Below are 24,093 nucleotides of genomic sequence, written 5' to 3'. Positions count from 1 at the left end.
GTAGTCAGTGAGATGAATATGGTAACGAAATATGATTGAAAAAAATATTGACGAACAGCTGCAACGGATTCATGACATCAACTTGTCCTATTTGCTACTCGCCCAACAATTAATTAGAGAAGATAAGTTTGCCGCAGGTTTTCGCCTGGGATTGACTGAAGCAACCATTGATACTTTAAAGGAACTCTCCCTCCCTCAGTTGATAAAACTAGCATCAACCAACCAGCTCATTTGTCGCCTTCGTGTTGATAATGAAATTGTGATTGATAATTTGACTAAAGACTCCCGTATTGAAGCATTACAACAAATTCATACCGGCATCATTCTATCAACCAATCTGCTGAACTCGCTTTCTGAGCAAAATCTTACACCAACTTAAAGGAATTTGTGATTATGAGTGAAAAAAGTATATTGCAGGAAATCAAAGAAGTACAAATAGCCATGGAGTTGATTTCTTTTGGTGCTCGTATGCAAATGTTGGAAAGCGAAACGAGTCTCAGCCGCAGAAGATTATTACGCCTTTATAAAGAACTCAGAGGATGCCCTCCCCCTAAAGGTATGTTGCCTTTCTCGGAGGACTGGTTTATGGCATGGGAACAAAATATTCATTCATCTATGTTTTATAATATTCACCTTTATTTGCAAAAAACCGAACCCTGTCGGCCGATTGAAGCAACTGTAAAAGCTTATCGTTTATATCTGGAACAATGCCCACCTCAACCAGGTGAAAAACAAGTTCTTGGATTAACCCGTGCATGGACATTATTGCGGTTCATTAATTGTGGAATTATAGAACATACAGAATGCTGTATTTGTGGTGGTGGTTTTGTTGTAACAAGTGAACATTCAAAGAACCCATTTACGTGCAGTTTATGTAGCCCACCTTCTCGTGCAATTAAGAAATGTAAAACACCTGACTTACCATTGGAGAATACTTCCACAGTCTAACTAATTGGGCAGTTAAATATTCTTATCGTAAATAATAGTATCGGTTAAATATGATACGGCCACCCCGTGCGTGAAATTTATAAAAACCAAATATTTAGGTGAGATCAGGGCATTAAATTATTAAGGAGTATATGTGCTAGTCATTATTGGTTATATGGTAGTCATTTTGACTGTTTTTGGCGGATTCAGTCTCTCGGGGGGGGAATTAGGCGCGCTTTATCAGCCAACAGAACTTTTGATTATTGGCGGGGCGGCCGTAGGGGCTTTTATTGTCGGTAATAACGGTAAATCGATAAAAGCGACGATTAAAGCCTTCCCCCATTTATTCAAAGGTTCACATTATACCAAAGCACTTTATATGGACCTGATGGCTATGATGTACTTACTGCTGACCAAAGGTCGGCAGAATGGGTTGATGACACTGGAAAGTGATATTGAAGATCCGCAGAACAGTGCTATTTTCTCGGCTTATCCACGCTTACTTGCTGATCCCATGTTGATGAATTTCATCGTCGATTATTTACGTCTGATGGTCAGCGGCAGTATGAATGCGCATGAAATAGAAGCATTAATGGATGAGGAAATCGAAACTTGCGAACATGAACATGATGTTCCTGCCAATAGTCTCAATGTCGTCGGCGATGCTCTCCCTGCTTTCGGTATCGTAGCCGCTGTTATGGGGGTGGTTAATGCCTTGGCCGCAGCAGACAGGCCAGCTGCCGAATTGGGCGAACTCATCGCGCATGCCATGGTAGGCACATTTTTAGGTATTTTGCTGGCTTATGGCTTTGTTTTACCTCTGGCCACGCTGTTACGTCAAAAGGGCAGCGAGCAAATCAAAATGTTGCAATGCATTCGGGTTACGTTGCTTTCCAGCATGAATGGCTATGCGCCACAAATTGCTGTCGAATTTGGCCGTAAAACCTTGTTATCGTCAGAACGTCCAACGTTTATTGAACTGGAAGATCATGTACGCGAGGTGAAATCCTCGGCAAATAGCAGCGCGCCGGATAGCGCATCATGAACAAACAGTCACAGCCAGTCATTATTGTCCGTAAACGCAAACGTGCAAAACATGGCCACCACGGTGGGACCTGGAAAATTGCCTATGCCGACTTTATGACAGCCATGATGGCCTTCTTTTTGGTTATGTGGCTGCTCTCTTCTTCTACCCCTTTGCAACGTGAACAAATTGCTGACTATTTTAGAATGCCGCTGAGGGTCGCGATATCAAATGGGGATCGATCCAGTTTAAGCGATAGCCCTATTCCCGGTGGGGGAGATGACTTAATTAAGCAAGATGGTGAAGTATTTAAGCAAACGTTAAACAAAATTGATAAGCAAAAAAGTGCAATGAATTTACTGCGAGCACATCAGAAACTGGAAAACTTAATTCATAACGATCCGCGGCTAAGTGATTTCCAATCAAATCTACGACTGTCTCTGACCGATGACGGGCTGCTTATCCAGATCATTGATAGTCAAGAACGTCCGATGTTCAAAATTGGCAGTAAAGAACTGGAACCTTATATGCGGGATATTCTGCTGGCATTAGTTCCGGTACTGAATGACCTGCCAAATAAAATTAGCGTAACAGGCCACACAGACTCATTACCTTACGCCAGTGGCGAAATGGGATATAGCAATTGGGAATTATCATCCGACCGCGCCAATGCCTCGCGACGCGCGCTGGTGTCCGGCGGATTAGCTGATAATAAGTTTTTGCGGGTCATTGGTACTGCCGACATGATGAATTTGGAAAATATGAATCCAAATGATCCTATCAACCGACGGATCAGCATTTTAGTTCTGAGTAAAAGTAAGGAAAAAGACATTCTGGAAGAGGATACCGTATTGCAGAGCGTGGCAGATAATCAAGGCAGTGAAAAGATAAAAAATGAATTGAAAATGATGTCTACCGGCGAAGCCACTCCGGCAAAAGTCGCGCCGATAGCCGAAGTTTTAGCTAATCCTACACAGGAAAAGGTTGAGCAAGATGGACATAAGTGATTTTTACCAAACCTTTTTTGATGAAGCTGATGAATTGCTCGCCGATATGGAAATGCATCTTCTGGAGCTTGATTTCGTTTCACCTGATAAAGAAATGCTGAATGCCATATTTCGCGCAGCTCATTCAATAAAAGGAGGGGCCGGCACCTTTGGTTTTACCGTATTGCAAGAAACGACACACATACTGGAAAACCTGCTGGACGATGCGCGACGTGGTGAACTGAGGTTAAACAGCGACATCATTAATCTGTTTCTGGAGAGTAAAGACATTATGCAAGATCAGCTTGATGCGTATAAATCCTCGCAGGAACCTGACCAAGACAGTTTCCATTATATTTGTACTGCATTGCATCAAATCGCTATGGAAGATAAGCAAAATAGCACTCCGGCGGAGGCACCACCACCACCGATACAACACCCTCCCCTTCCTACCGCGCTAGACTGTAATACACTGACGGTATTACTCAGTGCTATCCCTGAAGCAGACAAAACAGTCTTGCTTGAGGAATTAGCCAATCTGGGTGAAGTTATTAGTCAGCAGCAGCAAGGCGATGTATTGCAGGTTGAATTGCAGACCACAACATCGGCTGACGATATTCTCGCTGTATTATGTTTTGTACTCGAACCCGAGCAAATTACGATTACGGTGTCCCAGCCAGAACAAAATACTGCCACTGCGTTACCTATCATTGCGGCAACCCCCTCGCCTGAAAATAGTGTAGCAACGTCAGACGAACAGGCTTCAGAGACTCCCGTTAACTCGCCTGCTTCTCGGCCCAAACCCACACCTAAAGCTCCGGCGACAGAGTCAGGAAGTTTGCGAGTCGCTGTCGAAAAAGTTGACCAAATCATTAATCAGGTTGGTGAGCTGATTATTACTCAGGCGATGCTTTCACAGCTTTCAAGCTCTTTGGACCCTGCCCTGTATGACACGTTGATTAGCAGCATTGGTCAGATGGAGCGTAACGCCCGCGACCTGCAAGAATCAGTGATGTCTATCCGCATGATGCCAATGGAATATGTTTTCAGCCGTTTCCCACGTCTGGTCCATGACCTAGGGGGAAAACTGGGTAAAGAAGTTGAGCTGACCTTAAGAGGGGGGTCTGCTGAATTAGATAAGAGCCTGATTGAACGGATTATTGATCCCCTAACCCATTTAGTCCGTAACAGTCTAGACCATGGCATTGAGTCGGTAGATATCCGTCAAGCTAAAGGAAAGCCGGCCAAAGGTAACCTGACACTCTCTGCGGAGCATCATGGTGGCAGCATCGTCATTGAGGTTATTGATGACGGCGCGGGGCTTAACCGTGAAAAAATCTTGGCTCGCGCGCAATCGCAAGGATTAGCGATCAGTGATAACTGGAGTGATGAAGAAATTTGGATGCTGATTTTTGCCGCCGGTTTTTCTACGGCCGAAACAGTCACAGATGTTTCAGGGCGTGGTGTTGGCATGGATGTGGTACGCAGAAATATCCTAGCCATGGGGGGACATGTCGAGATCCATTCAGTTCAGAATAAAGGCACCACCATTCGGATTATTTTGCCGCTAACATTGGCAATACTGGACGGTATGTCGGTACGCGTCGGAGCTGAAATCTATGTCTTGCCACTGGGAACGGTGATGGAATCACTCAAACCCTCTGAAAATGCGCTGTACCGTATGGCAGGCGATGAAATGATGCTGCAAGTACGAGGAGAATATTTACCGCTGATCGAATTGCATCAAATTTTCGATATTGAGAGTGATTCAACACTGCCTAATGACGGTATTGCGGTGATTTTACAAAGTGCCGGTTGCCGCTATGCATTGTTGGTCGATCAGCTCATTGGGCAACATCAAGTCGTCGTGAAAAACCTTGAACTTAACTATCGTAAAGTCCCTGGAATATCTGCGGCAACCATTTTGGGTGACGGCAGCGTAGCATTAATTCTAGATGTTGCGGCTTTGGCGACACTGTGCAAAAACAAAACAGTCACAGAAAAATAAAATTAACGTTTATTGATTAAATGAGGTAATTCAATGCATTTATCTGGAGCAGAAAAACATTTTGGCGATCAAAATGCCGGTCACGAATATCTAATATTCGCCCTAGGAAAAGAAGAGTACGGTATCGAAATCCTTAAGGTTCAGGAGATTCGAGGGGTTGATCGTGTTACCCGTATTGCTAATACGCCTGATTTTATTACTGGGGTAATGAATCTTCGCGGCGTTATCGTTCCTATCATTGATCTACGAATCAAATTTCAACTGCAATCAGCAGAAGTAAATGATAACACCGTCATCATCGTTTTAAACTTGGCCAATCGCATTGTCGGTATTGTAGTCGATGGGGTTTCTGATGTTCTGGCATTAAATACTGAACAAGTAAAGCCCGCACCGGACTTCTCTGTCACCCTCTCAACAAAATATTTATTGGGTTTAGGCGCACTTGATGATCGCATGCTTATTTTGGTTGATATAGAGAAACTGCTTAACAGTGAGGAAATGGAAATCGTTGAGCAAGTTGCTGATGCCAGCTACCCATAAAATAATGCCAGAGACGCTTATCCTGTTACGGAACTCTAAAAATGTCGCAACCTAAATAATAGAGCGGCACAGAATAACCTATTTTATTTCATTGTATTATCAACGATAACTCATTGAGTATTAGAGTCATTATTAAATAATTACTATTAACAGCAGAATTACAAATCAATAAGGATCGTCATCGTGTTATCTAATATTAGCGTTAAAAAGATGGTGAGGTTCTATCTTTATATCATTGCCTTTCTTTTTATTGTCATTGCCGTATTGAGTGTAAGATCATCGAATATCTCGCGAGAAAATTTTGACAATACCCTCAGTCAACATAGGCGGGTGAAGTTATTAGATCAGGCAATGTATAAACTGATGGATATGCGAGGCGATATTCTCACGATGAAAATGGAGAATATGACAGGTGAAGGGCCGAATCAGCGCTTGATCAATGTAGTGACAAACAATAACAAAGCAGTGCGGACAATTGTTAGCCAATGGGTAAGTGAGCCAAAATCATCACCTTATGCACAAGAATTATCAGAGAAAAGCAGCGTACTCTTTCTGAAGATTCTCGACAATTTTATGCTACAAATTAATAGTCAGCAGATAAGTGCCGCGATTATCAATGATACTAATGCGCTGATGGTACAACTTGAACCACTACTCACTGAATATTTAGATCTCAGTGGCAGCGTGATGAATGAATATGATATCTATGCCGATTATTTACATAATACGCTGTTGATCACGCTAGGTACAATTAGCCTATTCTTTGTCGTGCTCTATTTCTCTCTGTTGAGATACATCACCCGAAACATACTTAATCGTCTCTCCGAAGCCTCACAGATTTTTGCTGAAATAAGTATCGGTGTGTTGTCGAAGAAAGTCCCCCAGTGTGGCACTAACGAGATTGGTAAACTCTTTGCCAACATTGAAGCTATGCGCGAGTCACTGGCTAAAATAATGAGTGGCGTAAAAGAAGCTGTCATTAATATCAAACATAACTCGGTGGAAATTGCAGAAGGCAATAATGATTTATCTTCGCGTACCGAAGAGCAAGCCAGCGCCTTACAAGAAACTGCGGCCAGCATGGAACAAATCAAAACCACGGTTGAGAATAATACCGCGCATGCCCATGAAGCAAATAAACTGGCAACAGATACCAAAGAGATGGCTGATAGTGGCTCCATTGTTATGGTTGATGTGGTGCATTCAATGGATACCATTGCCAGCCACGCCAATCAAATTTCCAATATAATTAAAGTGATCGACGGTATCGCGAGCCAGACCAATATTTTGGCACTCAATGCCGCTGTTGAAGCCGCTCGAGCCGGTGAACAGGGTCGTGGGTTTGCCGTCGTGGCAACCGAGGTGCGCAACTTGGCGCAACGTAGTGCTGATGCCGCAAAAGAGATCCGCGGCTTAATCGAGCGCTCAGTACAGGATACTCAAGCAGGTAGTAAGCGCGTAGACAGTGCAAAAAATACCATGTCTGAAATGGTGGCAATGGTCAGTAAAGTCAGTGAGATTATGCAGGACATTACCCAAGCATCTGAAGAACAGGCGATGGGTATCCGTCAGGTGGCAGTCGCTATTAATGAAATGGATATTGTAACGCAGCAAAACTCAGCCTTGGTTGAAGAGTCTGCCGCTATCACTAGTTTAATGAATGAACAGACCACAATACTAGAAGATATGGTGTCGGTTTTCCAAGTTGAAAGTGAGCAGCACCACGCATAATTTTTATCAATCAATCGTTCCAAAAAAGCGGCAGAATTTTCTGCCGCTTTTTTTATGGTTTTTTCACTACGGTACATTTGGCCTTTAACTGATAATGAGTTCGTTGGGATTATTTTGTGGAATAAACATAAACCGAATATTATGGGTCTATTGATTCAAGGGTAAGATAACGGGAGTCGGGGAGAGAATCACTTTCATTTCAATCTTATTATCGAGGGAGAAATAGAATTCCGCAGACTCTTGGTTCATTATCAATTCAATACAGGGTATTTCTCCCGTATAGTGACCCACGACACTTCTAATCTCTTGTTTTATTTGATTCATCACATCATCAAGTAATACATTGCTCTCATCATTAATGACTTTCATTACATATCCTCTTGAGTGACCAGCCAGAATAAGCCATGTCAATAATATTGGGTGTTCTTTACTTTATATATTACCACCTTAATAATATAGATTTCGTGATATATATTTAAAACTTATCAATTACCCCCTAACAAATCAACACAGTAAAATAACACTGAATCCAAGAGATAATTAATATCATTGCTCCAATATATAATCAGACGGATATTATAGATAATAAAAAAATCCCCCCAGCCTATAAAAGCTGGGGGGATTTAAGCCCAAAAAATACGGTGAGCTAAGGGGACTTCAGGACAATTAACGTAGCAGGGATAATACGTTTTGTGGAACCTGGTTCGCCTGAGCCAACACGGTGATACCGGCTGATTGCAGGATATTTGCACGGCTCATATTAGAGACTTCAGAAGCAAAGTCAGCATCCAAAATACGTGAGCGAGACTCGCTCAGGTTATTTACTGTGCTGTTCAAGTTACTGATAACAGAATCAAAACGGTTTTGAGCAGCACCTAAACTAGAGCGCAGTTTATCTACGTTTGCCAATGCATCATCGATAGTTTTTAATGGCGCGCTGGTTGCCGCAGCGATTTGGTCGTCAGTTGCCGCAGCGCCTTGAGTAAATGCAACACTCGCAGGTACAACTGGTGGACCTGCATCTTCAGCTGTGAAGGCCGCATCCAGTTGGATGGCAACCGCAGTACCATCTGCTTCTTCACCGATAGCGATGTAAGTAACCTTGCCATCTTCGTCGGTCAGTGTAGAGATAGTCCCTTTGCCACCAGCACCGAAAGCTTCAGTTTCCATAGCAGTAATAGCAGCTGCATCTAAAGTGACGCTAACTTCATTAGCGCCATCTAGGCCACTAACGGTCATACCCGCTTTAACACTACCCACCGTAAAACCACTATCATTAGTGATCGCAAAACCATCCATGCCTAAGGTTTCTGCATTCATCTGAGACAGTTGGATATCAATGGTTTGGCCATCGTTAGAGCCGACTTGAATGCTCAAAGTCTGATCTTTGCTCAGTACTTTTACACCGTTAAATTCAGTCTGTTCAGAGATACGGTTGATCTCAGCCAGACGCTCATTGATTTCGTCCTGGATTGACTGACGGTCAGATTCAGAGTTGGTACCGTTCAGTGCTTGTGCAGTCAAACGACGGATATTCTGCAAGTTATCGTTAACTTCGTTCAGTGCGCCTTCAGTGGTCTGAGCGATAGAGATACCGTCATTGGCATTACGTGATGCCTGTGTCAAACCGTTGATGTTGGCAGTAAAACGGTTGCTGATCGCCTGACCTGCAGCATCATCTTTCGCGCTGTTAATACGCACACCAGAAGATAAACGCTCGATTGCAGTTCCCAGTGAGGACTGAGATTTATTCAGATTATTTTGTGCAACTAAGCTCAGTGAGTTGGTATTAATGACTTGTGCCATGAAATTTCTTCCTCATATATTGATAATGTATTACTGCAATTTCTTTGCAATAGATAATGCGTATTTCGTTCGCATATTAAATACATCGGCATAGGAAAAATTCTCTAAATAGCTTAATGCATTTTTTTTCAAAATATTTAAACCGTTTACGCACTGACTTTAATTTCTTCATAACGTCATCAATTCATCCAAATGGCCATCAATTGAAATGGCGCCATAAGTGTCGTCAATTGCACGGTTAGAAAATTTCATCTTAGAAATATTCCTATTTATTTTTAATCCTATTCGATGAAAAGAGGTAGAGATTGTTTTTTTGTGGCGATGGAGTTGATGAGCAAGTGACAAAAAATTAAACTTAATACTATTAACACCGATATTTAATAGTGAAGTGTAATGACAATTACATAAATTCTATATAGGAGAATTAAATGGCTTCCTTATCATCATTAGGTATCGGTTCAGGAATGGATACTGCCACTATGCTTGAGCAGATCAAAGCCGGTGAGCAGACCCGTCTGAAACCCTACACCTTGATGCAAACCAGCTATAAAGCAAAAGTGTCGGCATGGGGGCAAATATCCAGTTCACTCTCTGCATTGCAGAGCAGCGTTAAAAAACTGACTTCTGAAGCTTTTAATACTTTAACGGTCAGCAGCAACAAAGCGTTCACCGCAACGGCAACTAGCGATGCCACTGCTGATAGTCATTCAGTAAGCATTTCGCAACTTGCCACAGCACATAAAATTAAGACCGAAGGTTTTGAGAGTGCAGATGAGCTACAAGGTGATAAAAATGGTGGCATACGTACGATTACCATCAGCACTGGCGATGGTAAGAGCACCACTGTTGAGCTGAAAGATGACGAAACCTCACTCAACCAAATCGCTAAAGCAGTTAACAAGTCAGATGGCAATGTTGCGGCGTCTGTACAGCGTACCGATGATGGCTATCAACTGGTCTTCACCTCAAAAAGCACGGGCAGCGAAGGCAAGATGACCGTCAGTGTTCAGGGCGACGATGCCCTCAGTGACGTACTGGATTCGAGTAAGGGCATGCAGGAAGTGACCGAAGCTCAAGATGCGAAACTCAAAGTTGATGGCAGCGAATATACCCGCTCAACCAATAACATCTCCGATATTATTACCGGGGTGACGTTGGTACTGAAAGAAGTGTCGGAAAAAGACGACGCGGGAGAAAGTAAATCAGAGCAGATGACACTGACCAGAGACACATCAGCCATCAAATCCAGTGTTAAAGATTTCGTTGAAAAGTACAACGCGCTGCTCAAGATAACATCAGCCGCCAGTAAATACGTCCCCAATGAGACCTCAGGACTGTCAGATTCTGATGTCGCGACACAGAATGGGCAAAATGGCGCCCTGATGGGAGATAGCACCTTACGTGGCATGGTCAATGATATTCGTTCTTCAGTAAACAGTGTTTACGGTGACCCAGCGTCGGATTACAGCGCACTGGCTGATTTAGGTATCAAGATTGATGCCGCTACCGGCCAAATGACGCTCGATAGTACCAAGTTGGATGCCGCCATTGCCGATAACCCAGATAGCATCGCTGATATGTTCATGGGCCGGGGCGAAAATGATGGGCTAGCAACATCATTGAACAGCATCATTACCGAATATATCGGTGACACAGATAAAAAAACCGATGGGATCATTAAGACATCAACGGATGGCCTTGATTCACAGGTCAAACTGATGGATGCCCAGATTGAAAAAACACAAAAGTTAATTGACGCCCAGGTTGAACGATATCGGGTACAGTTTCAAAACCTCGACTCAACCATGTCAAAGCTAAACAGCATGAGTAACCAGCTCGCATCCATTTTAGCAACAATCTAAGTTTTTATTTATTCACTACTGGCCGGAGGTATTTACCTCCAGCCCATTCATGACGGAGTCGATATGTATTCAAATCCGGGAAGTAAAGCCTACGCCCGAATTGACTTAGAGAGCCAACTGGCAGGCGCATCACCTCATCAATTAATTTCAATGCTGCTGGATAGCGCATTAAATGCCGTATTAAGGGCAAAAATTCATTTTGAAAATGGGAATATCGCCAAGCGTGGTGAAATGATCTCTAAGGCTATCAATATTATTGATAATGGCTTGCGAACATCATTGGATCACGAAAAAGGTGAACATATCGCACAAGAACTTGAGAGTTTATATGACTATATGTCACGTACGCTTCTTCAAGCTAATTTACGCAACTCTCCTTCAGGACTGGCAAGCGTTAGTGAAATACTGACAAATCTTACCACGACATGGAAGGAAATCGAACCTAAGGAAAAGTAGACTTAAAATGGTTAATTCACTCTCAGTAGATTATGAAGATATTTATAAACTAAATTTGAACCTACTCGATATGGTCAAACAAGGAAAATGGGAAGAGTTTATCGAATTGGCAGAGGTCTATATTAGCTCATTGCAAAATGTCATCGAAAAACGCCCTGTTGAGATGATACAAGAAGATAAAAAAAATCTACGTGTGATTATAACCAGCTTGATTGAGAATGAAGAGGAAATAACCAGGGTGCTTAAAAATCGCCTAGACGTATTGAGAAAAGATATGTCCTCTCTGCATCGTGGGAATAAATGCAGTAGAGCATATTCGTCACAATACACCTCTGCTTTCCATTAATGCTAGGACAGGCTATTTTAATCATGAAAATAGCCCTCAATCTCATCTGATGCGTTGGTGACACCAACGCTACCGATGCTTTTCACCGCACTCTCTCACGACAATATCTATTCTTTTATCCAAACCTGATCGACAGATGACTAACGATAAATAATCGTCAGTTGATTGCTTACTACATTAAGAGGCGGTAACAGCTGTCCCTGACTGTTGACGGAATAAATAAAATAAAAAGGCCCGCGAGAGGTCAGCTCACTATCAATTCTTTTTTGCCCAGATAATGAGTCCAATAAAATACATTTATGCTGACTACACAACTTTATCTGTAAACCCGGAGGTGGCGCTGAGAGCAACTCAATACGCCAGGAAATTTGCTGTAATTTCGCATTAGCAGGTAGCATCGGTGTCAGAGGGCGGCTGGCCAATATTTGCCCACCGACACTAATAACGCCCCCAGCGCTACTACCACTCCATGAGCCACTGATGGCCGCGGCTACCAGCGGAAAGAGGGTCAAAGACAAAAATATTAATGCTGACAATTTCATTCTTTACCCCCAATGATATAAGACATTCGCACGGTACGGTTATTGCTGATTTCCTGATTAGACAGCACCGCCAGTTGCGGGAATGCTCGACGTAGGAAGCGTGATAGCATGAATCGGAGAGGTTGATTCACCAGCACCACCAATGGTGCGCCAATAGCGCTTTGTTGCAAGATAGCCTTCTCGGTTTGCTGCATGATGTTCTGTGCTATACCGGGTTCGATAGCGCTGCCACTTTGTGTGGCCTGAATCAGTAGCCGTTCAAGATTAAGATCCAAGCCGATCACTTGAATTTCATCATCACCCGGGAACCATTGCTGAGTAATCGCCCGCCCCAATCGGATGCGTACTTGTGTCGTTAATTCATCAGGATCACTTTGGATACCGGCATATTCGGCAAGCGTATCGATGATGGTTCTAATGTCACGAATGGAGATGCTTTCCGCCAGCAAGTTTTGCAACACTTTATGGAAGGTGGTGAGCGAGATAGTGCCCGGAATAAGATCTTCGACTAATTTCGGCATGTCTTTTGTCAGTCGCTCCAACAATTGCTGAGTTTCCTGACGACCAAACAGTTCATCGGTGTGCAGTGAGATCAAATGATTCAGGTGTGTGGCGATAACCGAGCTGGGATCAACCACGGTATAGCCTTGCGCCTGCGCCTGTTCGCGCAGCACTTCATCAATCCACACGGCCGGTAAGCCAAACGCCGGATCCTTGCAAGCCACTCCCGCCAGTTCGCCTTCGGCACAGCCGGGGTTAATCGCCATCCAGCGTTCTGGCTGCGTTTCTCCGCGACCAATTTCGACCCCTTTCAATAAGATACGATAATCCGTAGGGGCCATATCCAGATTGTCGCGGATATGGACAGGAGGAGGAAGAAACCCCATCTCCTGAGCAAATTTCTTACGGATACCACGGATACGGGTTAATAACTGGCCTTTTTGCTCGCTATCAACCATCGGTATCAGCCGATAACCCACTTCTAAACCCAGTACATCTTCATGTTGAACATCAGACCAAGAGGCTTCGGTAACCTGTGGCTCTGCTTTTGTTGCGGTTTTATCGTCCTTGTTCGCGGCACGCTTGGTTCCGGCAGGATTGGCTAACTGATGACCTCGAATCCACCATGCCAGTCCCAGTAACCCGGCGGTAAACACCAGGAAAACAAAGTTGGGCATGCCCGGGATAATACCGAATAGCCCGGTTACACCGGCTGCCAAGACCATTACCCGCGGATTATTAAACAGCTGGCTGACCATCTGCTCGCCCACGTCCTGATCAGTGGCAACCCGAGTCACAATGACCCCCGCAGCCGTGGAAATAACCAGCCCTGGAATCTGTGACACCAAACCATCACCAATGGTCAGCAAGGTATAAGTTGCCCCGGCCTCTGCAAACGACATGTCGTGCTGCATGATGCCAATCATCAAACCGCCGATGACGTTAATCGCCATAATCATTAAGCCGGCAATCGCGTCACCACGCACGAACTTACTGGCACCGTCCATTGAGCCATAGAAATCAGCTTCTTGGGTAACTTCACTACGGCGACGTTTGGCTTCTTCTTCGCCAATAATTCCGGCATTCAAATCAGCATCGATCGCCATCTGTTTACCCGGCATACCATCAAGCACAAAGCGGGCACCCACCTCAGCAATACGCCCTGCCCCTTTGGTTATCACCATAAAGTTGATAATGACCAAAATGATAAACACGACAATACCGATGGCAAAATTGCCGCCAACCAGAAAATGTCCAAAAGCATCAATGACCTGACCGGCAGCCCCATCACCAGTATGACCATTCATCAGAATAATACGTGTCGAGGCAATATTTAGTGCCAGACGTAATAAGGTGGAAAACAGTAGCACGGTAGGAAATGCCGAGAAATCCAACGTATTCTGCGTAAACATGGCGACCATTAATATCATTAGGGAAAGTACGATATTAAAAGTAAATAACAGATCCAGAACAAAAGCGGGCAACGGCAATATCATCATTGCCAGAATAGTCATGATTAATACCGGGCCTGCCAGTATTTGCCATTGCGATTGCTTAAAATCGGGTAACCGTAATTTGGTGGCTAAATTTGCCATCATTCTTGACTCTCTTGTGCAAAGTCCAGTGCGACAGGCACTGGAAGATTCTCTGGTTTTTTCGGCAGTACACCACTGCCTTTTCGCCAGCGTTTGACGCTATAGACCCAGGCCAGTACTTCTGCGACGGCACCGTATAACTCCGTTGGAATCTGCTCACCTATCTCACAATGGCGATACAGAGCACGTGCCAACGGCGGTGCTTCAAGCATAGGAATACCGTGCTTCAACCCTTCTTCTCTGATACGCAATGCAATATCTCCGGCACCTTTAGCCAGCATCGTCGGGGCCACCATGCCCCCCTCTTTGTAGCTAAGAGCGATGGAGTAATGTGTGGGGTTGTTAACTATCACATCAGCATGAGGAATATCGGACATCATGCGCTGACGTGCAGCAGAACGTTGGAGCTGTTTTATTCGCCCTTTTACGTGGGGATCGCCTTCTTGCTGCTTAAATTCATCACGTATTTCCTGGCGGCTCATGCGTAATTTTTTAAGATTACTCATGATCTGATAGAAAACGTCATAACCCACCAATGGAATGAGCGCTAAAATAACCGTCAACAAGCAGCCGGAAATAATGGCTCCGGTATCCTTTAATGCAATAGCGACCGGTTGATGAATCAGCTGAATCATCTTGGCTTTGTTACTCAAAATAAAAATGGCGCAGGCAGAACCCACCAACGTCACTTTTAATACGCTCTTCAATAACTCAGACACAACTTGTGTCGAAAACATGCGTTTGAATCCTGATAAAGGATTCAAACGCTTGAGATCCACCTTTAAAGACTTACCACTTAAATTCAATCCACCTAATAACATCGGCGATGAAATACCGGTAATAAATAAGCCAAGCAAAATGGGCAACACCGAGAAAATGGCGGCTTTAAAAATGCCATGGCTACGGATAAGCATCGTCTTGCTATCCAGTACCAATAACCGGTCAAACATTAGTCCGTTGTGCAGCAACCGAGCCAGCATGCCGATAACATGACTACCGCCCAGCAAAATAAGCAGCCATCCCACCAATAGCATTAACAGTGAGGTTAATTCCTTAGATCGCGGAATCTGCCCCTCCTCACGGGCTTTCGATAGCTTATGGGGGGTGGGTTCCTCTGTTTTTTCTACATCACTTTCTTCGGACATGACTTTTACTAAACATATTGCCGCACGGGCTAACTGACATCATAGGAGAAATTAAAACCCCAGCGTTTCGAGCAAATCATCAACCTGATCCTGTGTGGCAACAACTCCTGCACCGGATTGATTAATCTGAGGGCCATTTTTCAAATTGTCGTTCTTGTCATCAAGGGGTGATGCCGCCTCTGGCATATTCTCGACCAATACTTGAATCAGCTCATTCTCAACACTTTCAATTAGCTTCATCATGTTTTGAATCACCTGACCAGTGAGGTCCTGAAAGTCCTGAGCCATCATGATTTCCATTAATTGCTCATTGGTTTGACGAGTAATTTTCGGTGTTTCATGCAAAAAATTACGGGTATCAGTCACCAACTCTCGGGCCATCGGTAATTCAATCGGGTCCTCAAACCAGGCATCCCACCGCGCGGTCAGTGCCGTGGCTTTCTCACCTAATTCATCCTGAAGAGGGCGGGCAATCTCCACGCACGTCAATGCGCAATCCGCTGCCTGTGAGGTTTTCCCCACCACATAACTTAAGCGGTCACGTGCATCAGGAATAGCTTCCGCGACATCCATAATGGCGCGATCCAAACCGAAGTTAGCCATGCTATCCCGTAATAACCGGGTGAGATGACCAATGCGGGAGAAAATATCCTTAACGCTATCGTTCGATTGCTTGTTGGGTGTTGTATTCATGGCTCACCATCCAAGTTTTTCAAATATTTTGTTGAGCTTCTCTTCCAACGTGGCCGCAGTGAAAGGCTTAACAACATAACCATTCGCGCCAGCCTGCGCTGCTGCAATGATATTTTCCTTTTTCGCCTCAGCGGTGACCATCAACACCGGAATTTTGTTCAGATTTTCATCTTTGCGGATTTCAGAGAGCAATTGCAGGCCATCAAGGTTAGGCATATTCCAATCGCTAATCACAAAATCAAATTTAGATTCACGTAATTTATTTAATGCATCTTGGCCATCTTCCGCTTCATCAACATTCTTAAAACCAAGATCCTGAAGAAGATTTCGGACAATGCGGCGCATGGTGGCGAAGTCGTCGATGACCAAGAAACGCAAATTTTTATCTGCCATACTTTTATCCTATGAAAGTAAAATGCACCCAATGAAGGGTGCTTAATGATATGAAAAGGGAATGAATTAAATTCGACGTGCCTGCCCGACAACATTACTGAGTATGTGTTGGCTTATATCTTCAAGATCGACAACTTCACACGCCGCTCCAGCAGTAATCGCTTCACGGGGCATACCGAATACCACACAGCTTTTTTCACTTTGAGCCAAGGTATGCGCTCCCGCTTTGCGCATCTCTAATAAACCCTGTGCGCCATCACTGCCCATTCCGGTCAAAATGGCCCCTACTGCATTTTTCCCAGCAGACTTTGCAACCGACCGGAACAACACATCAACAGAGGGCCGATGGCGGTTAACCGGTGGTAACTTATTCAATTTGATATGGTAATTCGCGCCACTGCGGATGAGTTCCATATGCAGATCCCCCGGCGCAATGTAGGCATGTCCCGGTAAAACGCGATCGCCATCTTCACCTTCTTTCACCGCAATTTGGCACAACGTGTTCAGGCGCGCAGCAAAAGAGCGGGTAAACCCGGGTGGCATATGTTGGGCGATAACAATACCTGGGCAGGTCAAAGGCATAGGGATTAATACTTGCCGTAACGCTTCGGTACCACCAGTGGATGAGCCGATAGCAATGATTTTTTCACTCCCCACCAATGGAATAGAGAGGGTTTTAGGGGCATGGGCTTGTCGGTCACTGCGCTTAACTTGCACTTTTGACGCCATACGGATTTTTTCTGCAATAATTTCAACGTATTGCATCATTCCGTCTTTAAGCCCCATTTGAGGCTTAGTGACAAAATCCACAGCGCCTATTTCCAAAGCACTCAGTGTTATTTCGGATCCCTTGCCCGTTAACGATGAGACCATAATGACCGGCATAGGACGCAGACGCATTAAACGTTCCAGAAAATCCAGACCATCCATGCGCGGCATTTCTACGTCCAGAGTCAATACGTCGGGGTTAAATCGTTTAATTAAATCTCGGGCAATGATTGGATCTGGCGCGGTGGCGACCATTTCCATATCAGGTTGCTGATTAACAATATCACTCATGATGCTGCGTATCAGCGCCGAATCGTCAACACAAAGTACTCTTATCTTATTCATAATTTCTCTTGAGCTAGGTAATACACTGACTGACCACGCAGACGGAAAGGCCCATTCATATTGTTAAAATGCTCAGAATGGCCAGCAAATAAAAGCCCTCCCGGCTTTAGCATTTTGGCAAAACGTAACATCAGCTTTTCTTGCGTCTTTTGATCAAAATAGATCATGACATTGCGACAAAAAATAGCGTCAAATGGCGCAGGCACATCCCAATTCAAATCCAGCAGATTCAGTTGCTGATACTGAATGCTCGAGAGCAGTTCTGGCCTGACTTTCACCAGATTTTCCTGTGCTCCGGTGCCGCGCAGAAAATAGTTCTTTTTTTGCTCAGGAGACAAGTTTCCCAGATCAGATAACCGATAAACGCCATTATTTGCTTTCTGCAAAACCTCAGTATCGATATCGGTGGCCAACACTCGCGGCCCCCCCATACTGCGCCCCAATGTCTCATCCAGTGTCATGGCAATAGAGCAAGCCTCTTCCCCGGTAGAGGCAGCGGTACACCACACGGTATAATTCGCAGCTCTGGCCTGGGCATGTTTCGCCAAAAGAGGGAAGTGATACGATTCCCTAAAAAATGATGTTAGGTTGGTCGTCAACGCATTAATAAAGGGTTGCCATTCATCACTGTGTTGGTCTGACTCCAGCATTTTTACGTAATGAGTGAAACTCGTCAGTCTTAAATCACGTAATCGTCGTGAAAGGCGGTTATAAACCATGTCACGTTTTTGGCTGGTTAGCACAATTCCTGCACGGTGATAAATCAGTGCACTGATTTTTTGTAAAACTTGCTCTGAAAGTTCTTCTTGAATACGAAAATTTTTATTGCTCAATTTTTAACTTCGCTAATATTTCTGATTGAAAATACCCTTGCGATAGATAACATTGATAAACTTTGCCATATTTAAACCTGTAGTATTCATTTACTGACGATATAAGATGTTGTTTCCTAAACGTCAGAGCCAGAGATATTCAATAAATTAATAGCCAAAATCATCAATCAATCGTATTGTCATCTTGTTGAGTAAAACGAGTGTTAAGTTAAAAGTTATACCGACATATTCATGACTTCCTGATACGCACTGACTAATTTATTGCGTACCTGAACACCAAGATTTAACGCTAGAGATGACTTTTGCAAAGAAACCATAACATCATTAAGACCAATATCAGTCGCGCCACTCATATAATCTTGCGACTGAGTCTTAGCTTGGGATTGCATTGCATTAATGCTATTAACACTGTTAAATAATATGTCGGAAAACTGTAATGGTTTCTCGACACTTTGACGGTCTGAAATTAAAGGTGATTTTTGAAACGTAGACGCTTGTTGCGCCTGAAAATTAATTTGCTCCAAAACACCACTTATCGATTGAATAGACATTATTATTTCCTTTAAAACGGCGCAATGAAACTCTTCCGTTTTTCCTATTCGCATTTAGTAATGACAGCCTAACATAAGCCTCTACACATAAAATAACTCAATAAGCTGACAGAAGTTTCCGCTTATTGGTACTTAAAAAAAACATAATTAGCAGATAATACGCAGCTGGAATTCTGTCTGTGTATTTACCGCTTCGTTTCCTATCCCCGTAACCGGAGTGCTGATTCGCAATAATACGCCTACTACATTGCGTCATTTATTTTTTTACAGGACTACGGCATGAATGCCACAACAAACGGTATAAAAAACAATAATACAGCTAATTTAATGGCAGCATTAGAACGTATTCGTGCTAGTCCAAAAATTATTCTCCTCATTTGTGCTTCAGCGGCAATAACGTTACTTATTGCACTATTACTTTGGGCGAGAACACCTGATTACCGAGTTTTATACAGCAATATATCTGATCAGGATGGTGGGGCTATCGTTGCGCAATTGGCGCAAATGAATGTGCCTTATCGTTTTGACGATCGCGGTGGTGCCATTATGGTTCCTGCCGACAAAGTCTATGAAGCTCGTCTTAAGTTAGCGCAACTCGGATTACCCAAGGGAGGCTCAGTCGGCTTTGAATTACTGGATCAGGATAAATTCGGTATCAGCCAATTTAGTGAACAGGTTAATTTCCAACGCGCGCTGGAAGGCGAACTATCACGCACCATTGAAACCCTTGGCCCAGTAAACTCTGCTCGGGTACATTTGGCTATCCCCAAACCCTCGATGTTTGTCCGTGAGCAAAAACCCGCGTCAGCATCAATTACCGTTAATCTAAGTCATGGGCGCTCGCTCGATAGTGGACAGGTCAGCGCCATCACCTACCTTATCGCCAGTTCCGTACCCGGCTTAAATGCAGATAGTGTCACGATTGTCGATCAGAATGGGCACCTATTAACCCAACGGGGCGGTCAGGCGATTCAAACGTCGCAACTTAAATTTGCAAGCGAAGTAGAAGCCGATTTTCAACAGCGCATTCAATCGATTTTAGCCCCGATTGTTGGGCGCAATAATGTCAAATCACAGGTCACTGCGCAGCTTGATTTCACCACGCACGAACAAACGGCTGAACAATTCCAGCCCAATACTGCTACCGACAGAATGGCTATCCGCAGTCGTCAATCCAGTGATTCTGAACAAGGCGGCAAAAATACGGTAGGGGGTGTACCGGGAGCACTCAGCAATCAGCCTCCGGTTCCTGCAACTGCCCCTATCACTCAACCGCCTGCGACAGCACCGGCCAACCAAGCCACTACACCAACGGCTCAAGGGGCAACAACTACGGCTGCGGCACCTATTCCGTTCAATAATCGCCGGGATAACACCACCAACTACGAACTCGACCGCACCCTGACCCATATTAAGCGCAGCACCGGTAGCATTGAACGGCTCTCCGTCGCCGTCGTCGTTAACTATCTGCCTGCTGAAGACGGTAAACCGGCGGCACTCCCGAAAGCGCAAATTGAGCAAATTACCGCGTTAGTGAAAGAAGCCGTCGGATTTTCTGCTACGCGTGGTGACACCGTCAATATCGTCAATTCACCGTTTAGCCATGTCGAAGAAGATGAGGCTGCGCCTGCGTTCTGGAAACAAGCGGCCTTTATCAATCTGTTGATGAGTGCAGGCCGCTACTTGTTAGTGGCGATAGTGGCATGGTTCCTTTGGCGCAAGGCAATCAAACCGGCCTGGATGCGCAATCAGGAACTGCTATTGGCACGCCTGGAATTGGAGAAAGAAGCCCGTCAGGCGGAGCTGGATGCACATAAACGTAAAGCAGAAAGCGGCGCAAGAGCCAAAGCGGAACAGCGCGTTGAAGCTGAACTTAATACGCGAAATCTGCGAGAAATGGCAGAGCAAGAACCACGGGTTATTGCTCTGGTCATTCGCCAGTGGATGAATAAGGACCTGAAGTCATAATGAATGCCTCTGAGAAAAGTGCGATTGTCATGCTGACACTCGGTGATGGGCTGGCGGCAGAGGTGTTCAAACACCTCAATACCCACGAGGTCAAACAAATTAGTAGCGCCATGGTCAACATGGGCGGTTTTACCCATGAACAACTGAGCACCGTCCTGAAAGAGTTCCAGCGCGATTCCAGTGACTTTGCTGCACTCAGCGTAAATACCAATGACTATTTGCGTAGTGTCCTGGTTAAAGCTCTGGGTGAAGAGCGTGCGTCAAGTTTGCTCGAGGATTTGCTCGATACACAACAAGGCACCAATGGTATTGAGACATTGAACTTTATGGAGCCTCAAGCCGCGTTCGATTTGATCCGCGATGAACATCCGCAAATTATCGCCACCATTTTGGTACATCTAAAACGTGGGCAAGCCGCTGATGTATTGAGTAAATTTGACGATCGCGCCCGTAACGACATCATGCTACGTATCGCCACGTTTGGTGGCGTTCAACCTGCTGCACTACAAGAACTGACTGAAGTCCTTAGCAACTTACTGCATGGCCAGAACCTAAAACGCAGCAAAATGGGTGGTGTACGCCCTGCGGCAGAAATTCTCAACTTGATGAAAAATCAGCAAGAAGAAGCGGCAATTGAAGCGGTACGCGAGTTCGATCAAGAACTGGCACAGAAAATTATTGATGAAATGTTCCTGTTTGAAAATCTGGTTGAGATTGAAGATCGTAGCATTCAGCGCATTCTGCAAGATATTGATAACGAATCACTTATCATTGCACTTAAAGGGGCTGATGCACCGCTGCGCGATAAATTCTTCCGCAATATGTCCCGACGTCAGGCCGATATTATGATGGAAGATCTCAGCTCCCGTGGCCCGGTACGTATGTCTCAGGTCGAAGCCGAACAGAAAAGCATTCTGCTAATTGTCCGGCGTTTGGCGGAGTCCGGTGAAGTGATCATTGGAGGAAGCGACGATGCCTATGTCTGATCACGAACCCAAGCTCGAATGGCAGAGTTGGCAGCCTCAGAATTTACTGGATGAATATGAGCAGCCAGAAGATGAAGTGATCCATGTGCCAGGCGATTATCAGTCCGATGAATTACTTCAGGCCGAACTATCCAGAATCCGTGCGCAGGCAGAAAAAAAAGGATTTGCACAAGGGCAGCTCAAGGGCGCGGAGGAAGGAAAGAAGCAGGGTTATGAGGATGGATTTAGTCAGGGGAAAAAAGAAGGTTTTGAGCAAGGATTGACGGAGGCCAGTGCTCAACAGCGCGAGACCGGTGAACGTTTCTCTCACCTGCTTGAAGAATTTAATGTTGCGCTAGACAGCCTTGATAGTGTTATTCCGTCTCGTTTAGTGCAGCTATCGCTCACCGCGGCACGCGCTATCTTGGGCAAAAACATTGTTTGTGATAATGAAGTTCTGCTGGAAAAAATTCAGCAATTATTACAGCAAGAAACGTTATTCAAGGGAAAGGCACAGTTATGGGTCAATCCTGCGGATATCGACATCGTTGAGCAAAATGTCGGTAAATCACTTGAATCAATGGGATGGGAGCTGCGCGAAGATGCGCACATTCTGCCGGGCGGGTGCCGGATAACCTCTGCCGAGGGTGAGTTCGATGCCACCATGAATACGCGCTGGCAAGCATTATGCGAACTGAGTCGTGAGGATTACCCCACATGACGATGCGCCTAAAGAACTGGCTGGAAGTCATTGATAGAAAAGAAAAACAAATTAGCTCACTCCCGCCTTTTCAACAGTATGGAAAGTTAACCCGAGCGACTGGTTTGGTCATGGAAGCCGTTGGCCTGAAATTGCCTATCGGTACGTTATGTATCGTGGAGCGTAACACTGGCCAAGGTACGGATAAGGTCGAGAGTGAAGTTGTTGGCTTTAATGGCGAAATTCTCTATCTCATGCCGTTGGAAAATGTCGATGGCATTTTACCTGGCGCACGTGTTTACGCGCTGGAAAGTGCCGCAGGGATTACCAAAGGTAAGCAACTCCCTCTCGGTCCGGAACTGTTAGGCCGCGTACTTGATGCGAGTGCGCGCCCTCTTGATGGACTACCACCGCCGGGTTGCACGAAATATGCCCCTTTATTTACCCAACCGGTTAATCCCTTATTACGTGACCCCATAAAGCATGTACTGGATGTCGGGGTCAGGGCGATTAATGGCCTGTTAACTGTTGGTCGAGGCCAACGTATGGGGCTGTTTGCCGGTTCCGGGGTCGGTAAAAGTGTCCTCCTTGGCATGATGGCTCGCTATACCAAAGCCGATGTCATTGTTGTGGGGTTAATTGGTGAGCGTGGTCGAGAAGTCAAAGACTTTATCGAGAATATTCTTGGAGAAGAAGGACGTAGCCGCTCAGTGGTGATAGCTGCGCCTGCCGATGTGTCCCCCATCTTGCGCATGCAGGGGGCGGTGTACGCCACCCGTATTGCTGAGGATTTCCGTGATCGGGGCATGGATGTGCTGCTGATTATGGACTCCCTGACCCGTTATGCCATGGCGCAACGTGAAATTGCCTTGGCCATTGGTGAACCACCGGCAACGAAAGGCTATCCCCCTTCCGTGTTTGCAAAATTACCTGCACTAGTAGAACGGGCGGGCAATGGCGTTAAGGAAGGCGGGTCGATTACGGCCTTTTATACCGTCCTCACTGAAGGCGACGACCAACAAGACCCTATTGCCGACTCTGCCCGCGCTATTCTCGATGGGCATATCGTTTTATCACGGCGATTGGCAGAGTCCGGTCATTATCCGGCTATCGATATTGAAGCATCCATCAGCCGGGCAATGACTGAACTGATTGAGCAGCAACATTATAGAAAAGTACAAAATTTCAAACAGTTGCTTTCTTCTTATCAACGCAATCGTGACCTCATCAGTGTAGGGGCCTATGCCGCAGGTAGTGACCCACTGCTGGATAACGCTATCCGCCTCTATCCTGAAATGGAGGCTTATTTGCAGCAAGCGATTCATGAAAGCAGCAGTTATGAAGAAGCCAGCACCAGACTATCTGAAATATTTTCTGACCCAGCAAAACCTCATAAGAGTAATTAATT

The 24,093-nt window shown here is 45.0% G+C and carries 24 protein-coding genes; 14 read left to right on the top strand and 10 right to left on the bottom strand.

From position 1 onward, the window contains the following. Positions 1–31: 31 nt before the first annotated feature. The 7 genes from flhD (at position 32) to HUZ92_RS01965 (ending at position 7,216) form a co-directional block, all read left to right on the top strand. On the top strand, positions 32–379 hold the full coding sequence (flhD, locus tag HUZ92_RS01995) for a flagellar transcriptional regulator FlhD (protein WP_050097934.1): 348 nt from the start codon (positions 32–34) through the stop codon (positions 377–379). A 14-nt stretch (positions 380–393) separates the two neighbouring features. Continuing rightward, complete coding sequence (gene flhC, locus HUZ92_RS01990) at positions 394–948, top strand: flagellar transcriptional regulator FlhC (RefSeq protein ID WP_050097933.1); 555 nt, start codon at positions 394–396, stop codon at positions 946–948. Between the two features lie 133 nt (positions 949–1,081). Beyond that, on the top strand, positions 1,082–1,972 hold the full coding sequence (motA, locus tag HUZ92_RS01985) for a flagellar motor stator protein MotA (protein ID WP_050097932.1): 891 nt from the start codon (positions 1,082–1,084) through the stop codon (positions 1,970–1,972). After that, positions 1,969–2,958: a flagellar motor protein MotB gene (gene motB, locus HUZ92_RS01980; protein ID WP_072086520.1), complete on the top strand. Its 990-nt coding sequence runs from the start codon at positions 1,969–1,971 to the stop codon at positions 2,956–2,958. The genes motA and motB overlap by 4 nt, the downstream gene beginning before the upstream one ends. Then, positions 2,945–4,945: a chemotaxis protein CheA gene (gene cheA, locus HUZ92_RS01975; RefSeq protein ID WP_050097931.1), complete on the top strand. Its 2,001-nt coding sequence runs from the start codon at positions 2,945–2,947 to the stop codon at positions 4,943–4,945. Before motB ends, cheA begins: the two co-directional genes overlap by 14 nt. Positions 4,946–4,978: 33 nt before the next feature. Next, positions 4,979–5,485: a chemotaxis protein CheW gene (gene cheW, locus HUZ92_RS01970; protein WP_050097930.1), complete on the top strand. Its 507-nt coding sequence runs from the start codon at positions 4,979–4,981 to the stop codon at positions 5,483–5,485. A 351-nt stretch (positions 5,486–5,836) separates the two neighbouring features. Then, positions 5,837–7,216, top strand: coding sequence for a methyl-accepting chemotaxis protein (locus tag HUZ92_RS01965; RefSeq protein ID WP_235896998.1), 1,380 nt, complete (start codon positions 5,837–5,839; stop codon positions 7,214–7,216). 147 nt (positions 7,217–7,363) lie between these two features. Here the strand turns inward: HUZ92_RS01965 and HUZ92_RS01960 are convergent, their stop codons facing one another. Together HUZ92_RS01960 and HUZ92_RS01955 are read right to left on the bottom strand one after the other, a co-directional pair. Further along, complete coding sequence (locus HUZ92_RS01960; RefSeq protein WP_050097928.1) at positions 7,364–7,585, bottom strand: hypothetical protein; 222 nt, start codon at positions 7,583–7,585, stop codon at positions 7,364–7,366. A 297-nt stretch (positions 7,586–7,882) separates the two neighbouring features. Beyond that, positions 7,883–9,022 (bottom strand): FliC/FljB family flagellin, encoded by a 1,140-nt coding sequence (locus HUZ92_RS01955; protein ID WP_050097927.1) that lies wholly within the window; start codon positions 9,020–9,022, stop codon positions 7,883–7,885. Between the two features lie 428 nt (positions 9,023–9,450). Between HUZ92_RS01955 and fliD the strand changes: the two genes are divergently transcribed. The 3 genes from fliD to fliT all read left to right on the top strand — a co-directional run bounded on the left by fliD (position 9,451) and on the right by fliT (position 11,686). Further along, the gene (gene fliD / locus HUZ92_RS01950; RefSeq protein ID WP_050097926.1) at positions 9,451–10,884 is read left to right on the top strand and encodes a flagellar filament capping protein FliD; all 1,434 of its coding nucleotides are present in this window, start codon (positions 9,451–9,453) and stop codon (positions 10,882–10,884) included. Positions 10,885–10,947: 63 nt separating this feature from the next. Then, entirely contained in the window at positions 10,948–11,340 is a 393-nt protein-coding gene (gene fliS, locus HUZ92_RS01945; protein ID WP_050097925.1) for a flagellar export chaperone FliS, read from the top strand. A gap of 7 nt (positions 11,341–11,347) precedes the next feature. Further along, the gene (gene fliT / locus HUZ92_RS01940; RefSeq protein ID WP_230678367.1) at positions 11,348–11,686 is read left to right on the top strand and encodes a flagellar protein FliT; all 339 of its coding nucleotides are present in this window, start codon (positions 11,348–11,350) and stop codon (positions 11,684–11,686) included. A gap of 140 nt (positions 11,687–11,826) precedes the next feature. Here fliT and HUZ92_RS01935 read toward each other — a convergent pair whose 3' ends face one another. The 8 genes from HUZ92_RS01935 to fliE form a co-directional block, all read right to left on the bottom strand. Continuing rightward, entirely contained in the window at positions 11,827–12,228 is a 402-nt protein-coding gene (locus HUZ92_RS01935) for a flagellar protein FlhE (protein ID WP_050097924.1), read from the bottom strand. After that, positions 12,225–14,324, bottom strand: a complete 2,100-nt coding sequence (gene flhA, locus HUZ92_RS01930) for a flagellar biosynthesis protein FlhA (protein WP_050098156.1) — start codon at positions 14,322–14,324, stop codon at positions 12,225–12,227. The genes HUZ92_RS01935 and flhA overlap by 4 nt, the downstream gene beginning before the upstream one ends. Next, a complete protein-coding gene (gene flhB, locus HUZ92_RS01925; protein WP_050097923.1) occupies positions 14,324–15,469 on the bottom strand; it encodes a flagellar biosynthesis protein FlhB in 1,146 nt (381 codons plus the stop codon). Before flhB ends, flhA begins: the two co-directional genes overlap by 1 nt. 51 nt (positions 15,470–15,520) lie before the next feature. Further along, entirely contained in the window at positions 15,521–16,162 is a 642-nt protein-coding gene (gene cheZ / locus HUZ92_RS01920) for a protein phosphatase CheZ (protein WP_050097922.1), read from the bottom strand. 3 nt (positions 16,163–16,165) lie between these two features. Then, the gene (gene cheY / locus HUZ92_RS01915) at positions 16,166–16,555 is read right to left on the bottom strand and encodes a chemotaxis response regulator CheY (protein WP_050097921.1); all 390 of its coding nucleotides are present in this window, start codon (positions 16,553–16,555) and stop codon (positions 16,166–16,168) included. A 66-nt stretch (positions 16,556–16,621) separates the two neighbouring features. Next, positions 16,622–17,668 (bottom strand): protein-glutamate methylesterase/protein-glutamine glutaminase, encoded by a 1,047-nt coding sequence (locus HUZ92_RS01910; RefSeq protein ID WP_050097920.1) that lies wholly within the window; start codon positions 17,666–17,668, stop codon positions 16,622–16,624. Beyond that, positions 17,665–18,501: a CheR family methyltransferase gene (locus HUZ92_RS01905; protein WP_050097919.1), complete on the bottom strand. Its 837-nt coding sequence runs from the start codon at positions 18,499–18,501 to the stop codon at positions 17,665–17,667. The genes HUZ92_RS01910 and HUZ92_RS01905 overlap by 4 nt, the downstream gene beginning before the upstream one ends. Positions 18,502–18,716: 215 nt before the next feature. Further along, complete coding sequence (fliE, locus tag HUZ92_RS01900) at positions 18,717–19,052, bottom strand: flagellar hook-basal body complex protein FliE (RefSeq protein WP_050097918.1); 336 nt, start codon at positions 19,050–19,052, stop codon at positions 18,717–18,719. Between the two features lie 279 nt (positions 19,053–19,331). Between fliE and fliF the strand changes: the two genes are divergently transcribed. From fliF to fliI, 4 genes are read left to right on the top strand one after another with little or no spacing between them, the layout of a single operon-like run. Then, positions 19,332–21,020 carry a flagellar basal-body MS-ring/collar protein FliF gene (gene fliF / locus HUZ92_RS01895; protein ID WP_050097917.1) on the top strand — a complete coding sequence of 563 codons (1,689 nt, stop codon included), beginning with the start codon at positions 19,332–19,334 and terminating at the stop codon, positions 21,018–21,020. Further along, positions 21,020–22,006 (top strand): flagellar motor switch protein FliG, encoded by a 987-nt coding sequence (fliG, locus tag HUZ92_RS01890; RefSeq protein ID WP_050097916.1) that lies wholly within the window; start codon positions 21,020–21,022, stop codon positions 22,004–22,006. The genes fliF and fliG overlap by 1 nt, the downstream gene beginning before the upstream one ends. Next, positions 21,999–22,706: a flagellar assembly protein FliH gene (locus HUZ92_RS01885; protein WP_080985765.1), complete on the top strand. Its 708-nt coding sequence runs from the start codon at positions 21,999–22,001 to the stop codon at positions 22,704–22,706. Before fliG ends, HUZ92_RS01885 begins: the two co-directional genes overlap by 8 nt. Continuing rightward, complete coding sequence (gene fliI, locus HUZ92_RS01880) at positions 22,703–24,091, top strand: flagellar protein export ATPase FliI (protein ID WP_050097915.1); 1,389 nt, start codon at positions 22,703–22,705, stop codon at positions 24,089–24,091. The genes HUZ92_RS01885 and fliI overlap by 4 nt, the downstream gene beginning before the upstream one ends. The last annotated feature ends 2 nt before the right edge of the window (positions 24,092–24,093 follow it).

The sequence above is a fragment of the Yersinia vastinensis genome (assembly GCF_902726565.1).
In the GTDB taxonomy this organism is placed as follows: domain Bacteria; phylum Pseudomonadota; class Gammaproteobacteria; order Enterobacterales; family Enterobacteriaceae; genus Yersinia; species Yersinia vastinensis.
The sequence above is the reverse complement of the archived record's forward strand: the minus strand, read 5'-3'. Positions and strand labels throughout refer to the sequence as shown.

Excerpts from the sequence above, each read along its gene's own strand:
- fliT (WP_230678367.1), top strand. The coding sequence starts at position 11,348 with ATGGTTAATTCACTCTCAGTAGATTATGAAGATATTTATAAACTAAAT.
- HUZ92_RS01960 (WP_050097928.1), bottom strand. The coding sequence starts at position 7,585 with ATGAAAGTCATTAATGATGAGAGCAATGTATTACTTGATGATGTGATG.
- fliI (WP_050097915.1), top strand. The coding sequence starts at position 22,703 with ATGACGATGCGCCTAAAGAACTGGCTGGAAGTCATTGATAGAAAAGAA.
- fliF (WP_050097917.1), top strand. The coding sequence starts at position 19,332 with ATGAATGCCACAACAAACGGTATAAAAAACAATAATACAGCTAATTTA.
- cheY (WP_050097921.1), bottom strand. The coding sequence starts at position 16,555 with ATGGCAGATAAAAATTTGCGTTTCTTGGTCATCGACGACTTCGCCACC.
- flhB (WP_050097923.1), bottom strand. The coding sequence starts at position 15,469 with ATGTCCGAAGAAAGTGATGTAGAAAAAACAGAGGAACCCACCCCCCAT.
- flhC (WP_050097933.1), top strand. The coding sequence starts at position 394 with ATGAGTGAAAAAAGTATATTGCAGGAAATCAAAGAAGTACAAATAGCC.
- HUZ92_RS01955 (WP_050097927.1), bottom strand. The coding sequence starts at position 9,022 with ATGGCACAAGTCATTAATACCAACTCACTGAGCTTAGTTGCACAAAAT.
- HUZ92_RS01935 (WP_050097924.1), bottom strand. The coding sequence starts at position 12,228 with ATGAAATTGTCAGCATTAATATTTTTGTCTTTGACCCTCTTTCCGCTG.
- fliS (WP_050097925.1), top strand. The coding sequence starts at position 10,948 with ATGTATTCAAATCCGGGAAGTAAAGCCTACGCCCGAATTGACTTAGAG.
- motB (WP_072086520.1), top strand. The coding sequence starts at position 1,969 with ATGAACAAACAGTCACAGCCAGTCATTATTGTCCGTAAACGCAAACGT.
- cheA (WP_050097931.1), top strand. The coding sequence starts at position 2,945 with ATGGACATAAGTGATTTTTACCAAACCTTTTTTGATGAAGCTGATGAA.
- fliE (WP_050097918.1), bottom strand. The coding sequence starts at position 19,052 with ATGTCTATTCAATCGATAAGTGGTGTTTTGGAGCAAATTAATTTTCAG.
- fliG (WP_050097916.1), top strand. The coding sequence starts at position 21,020 with ATGAATGCCTCTGAGAAAAGTGCGATTGTCATGCTGACACTCGGTGAT.
- cheZ (WP_050097922.1), bottom strand. The coding sequence starts at position 16,162 with ATGAATACAACACCCAACAAGCAATCGAACGATAGCGTTAAGGATATT.
- HUZ92_RS01965 (WP_235896998.1), top strand. The coding sequence starts at position 5,837 with ATGTATAAACTGATGGATATGCGAGGCGATATTCTCACGATGAAAATG.
- flhA (WP_050098156.1), bottom strand. The coding sequence starts at position 14,324 with ATGGCAAATTTAGCCACCAAATTACGGTTACCCGATTTTAAGCAATCG.
- cheW (WP_050097930.1), top strand. The coding sequence starts at position 4,979 with ATGCATTTATCTGGAGCAGAAAAACATTTTGGCGATCAAAATGCCGGT.
- HUZ92_RS01885 (WP_080985765.1), top strand. The coding sequence starts at position 21,999 with ATGTCTGATCACGAACCCAAGCTCGAATGGCAGAGTTGGCAGCCTCAG.
- fliD (WP_050097926.1), top strand. The coding sequence starts at position 9,451 with ATGGCTTCCTTATCATCATTAGGTATCGGTTCAGGAATGGATACTGCC.
- HUZ92_RS01910 (WP_050097920.1), bottom strand. The coding sequence starts at position 17,668 with ATGAATAAGATAAGAGTACTTTGTGTTGACGATTCGGCGCTGATACGC.
- flhD (WP_050097934.1), top strand. The coding sequence starts at position 32 with ATGATTGAAAAAAATATTGACGAACAGCTGCAACGGATTCATGACATC.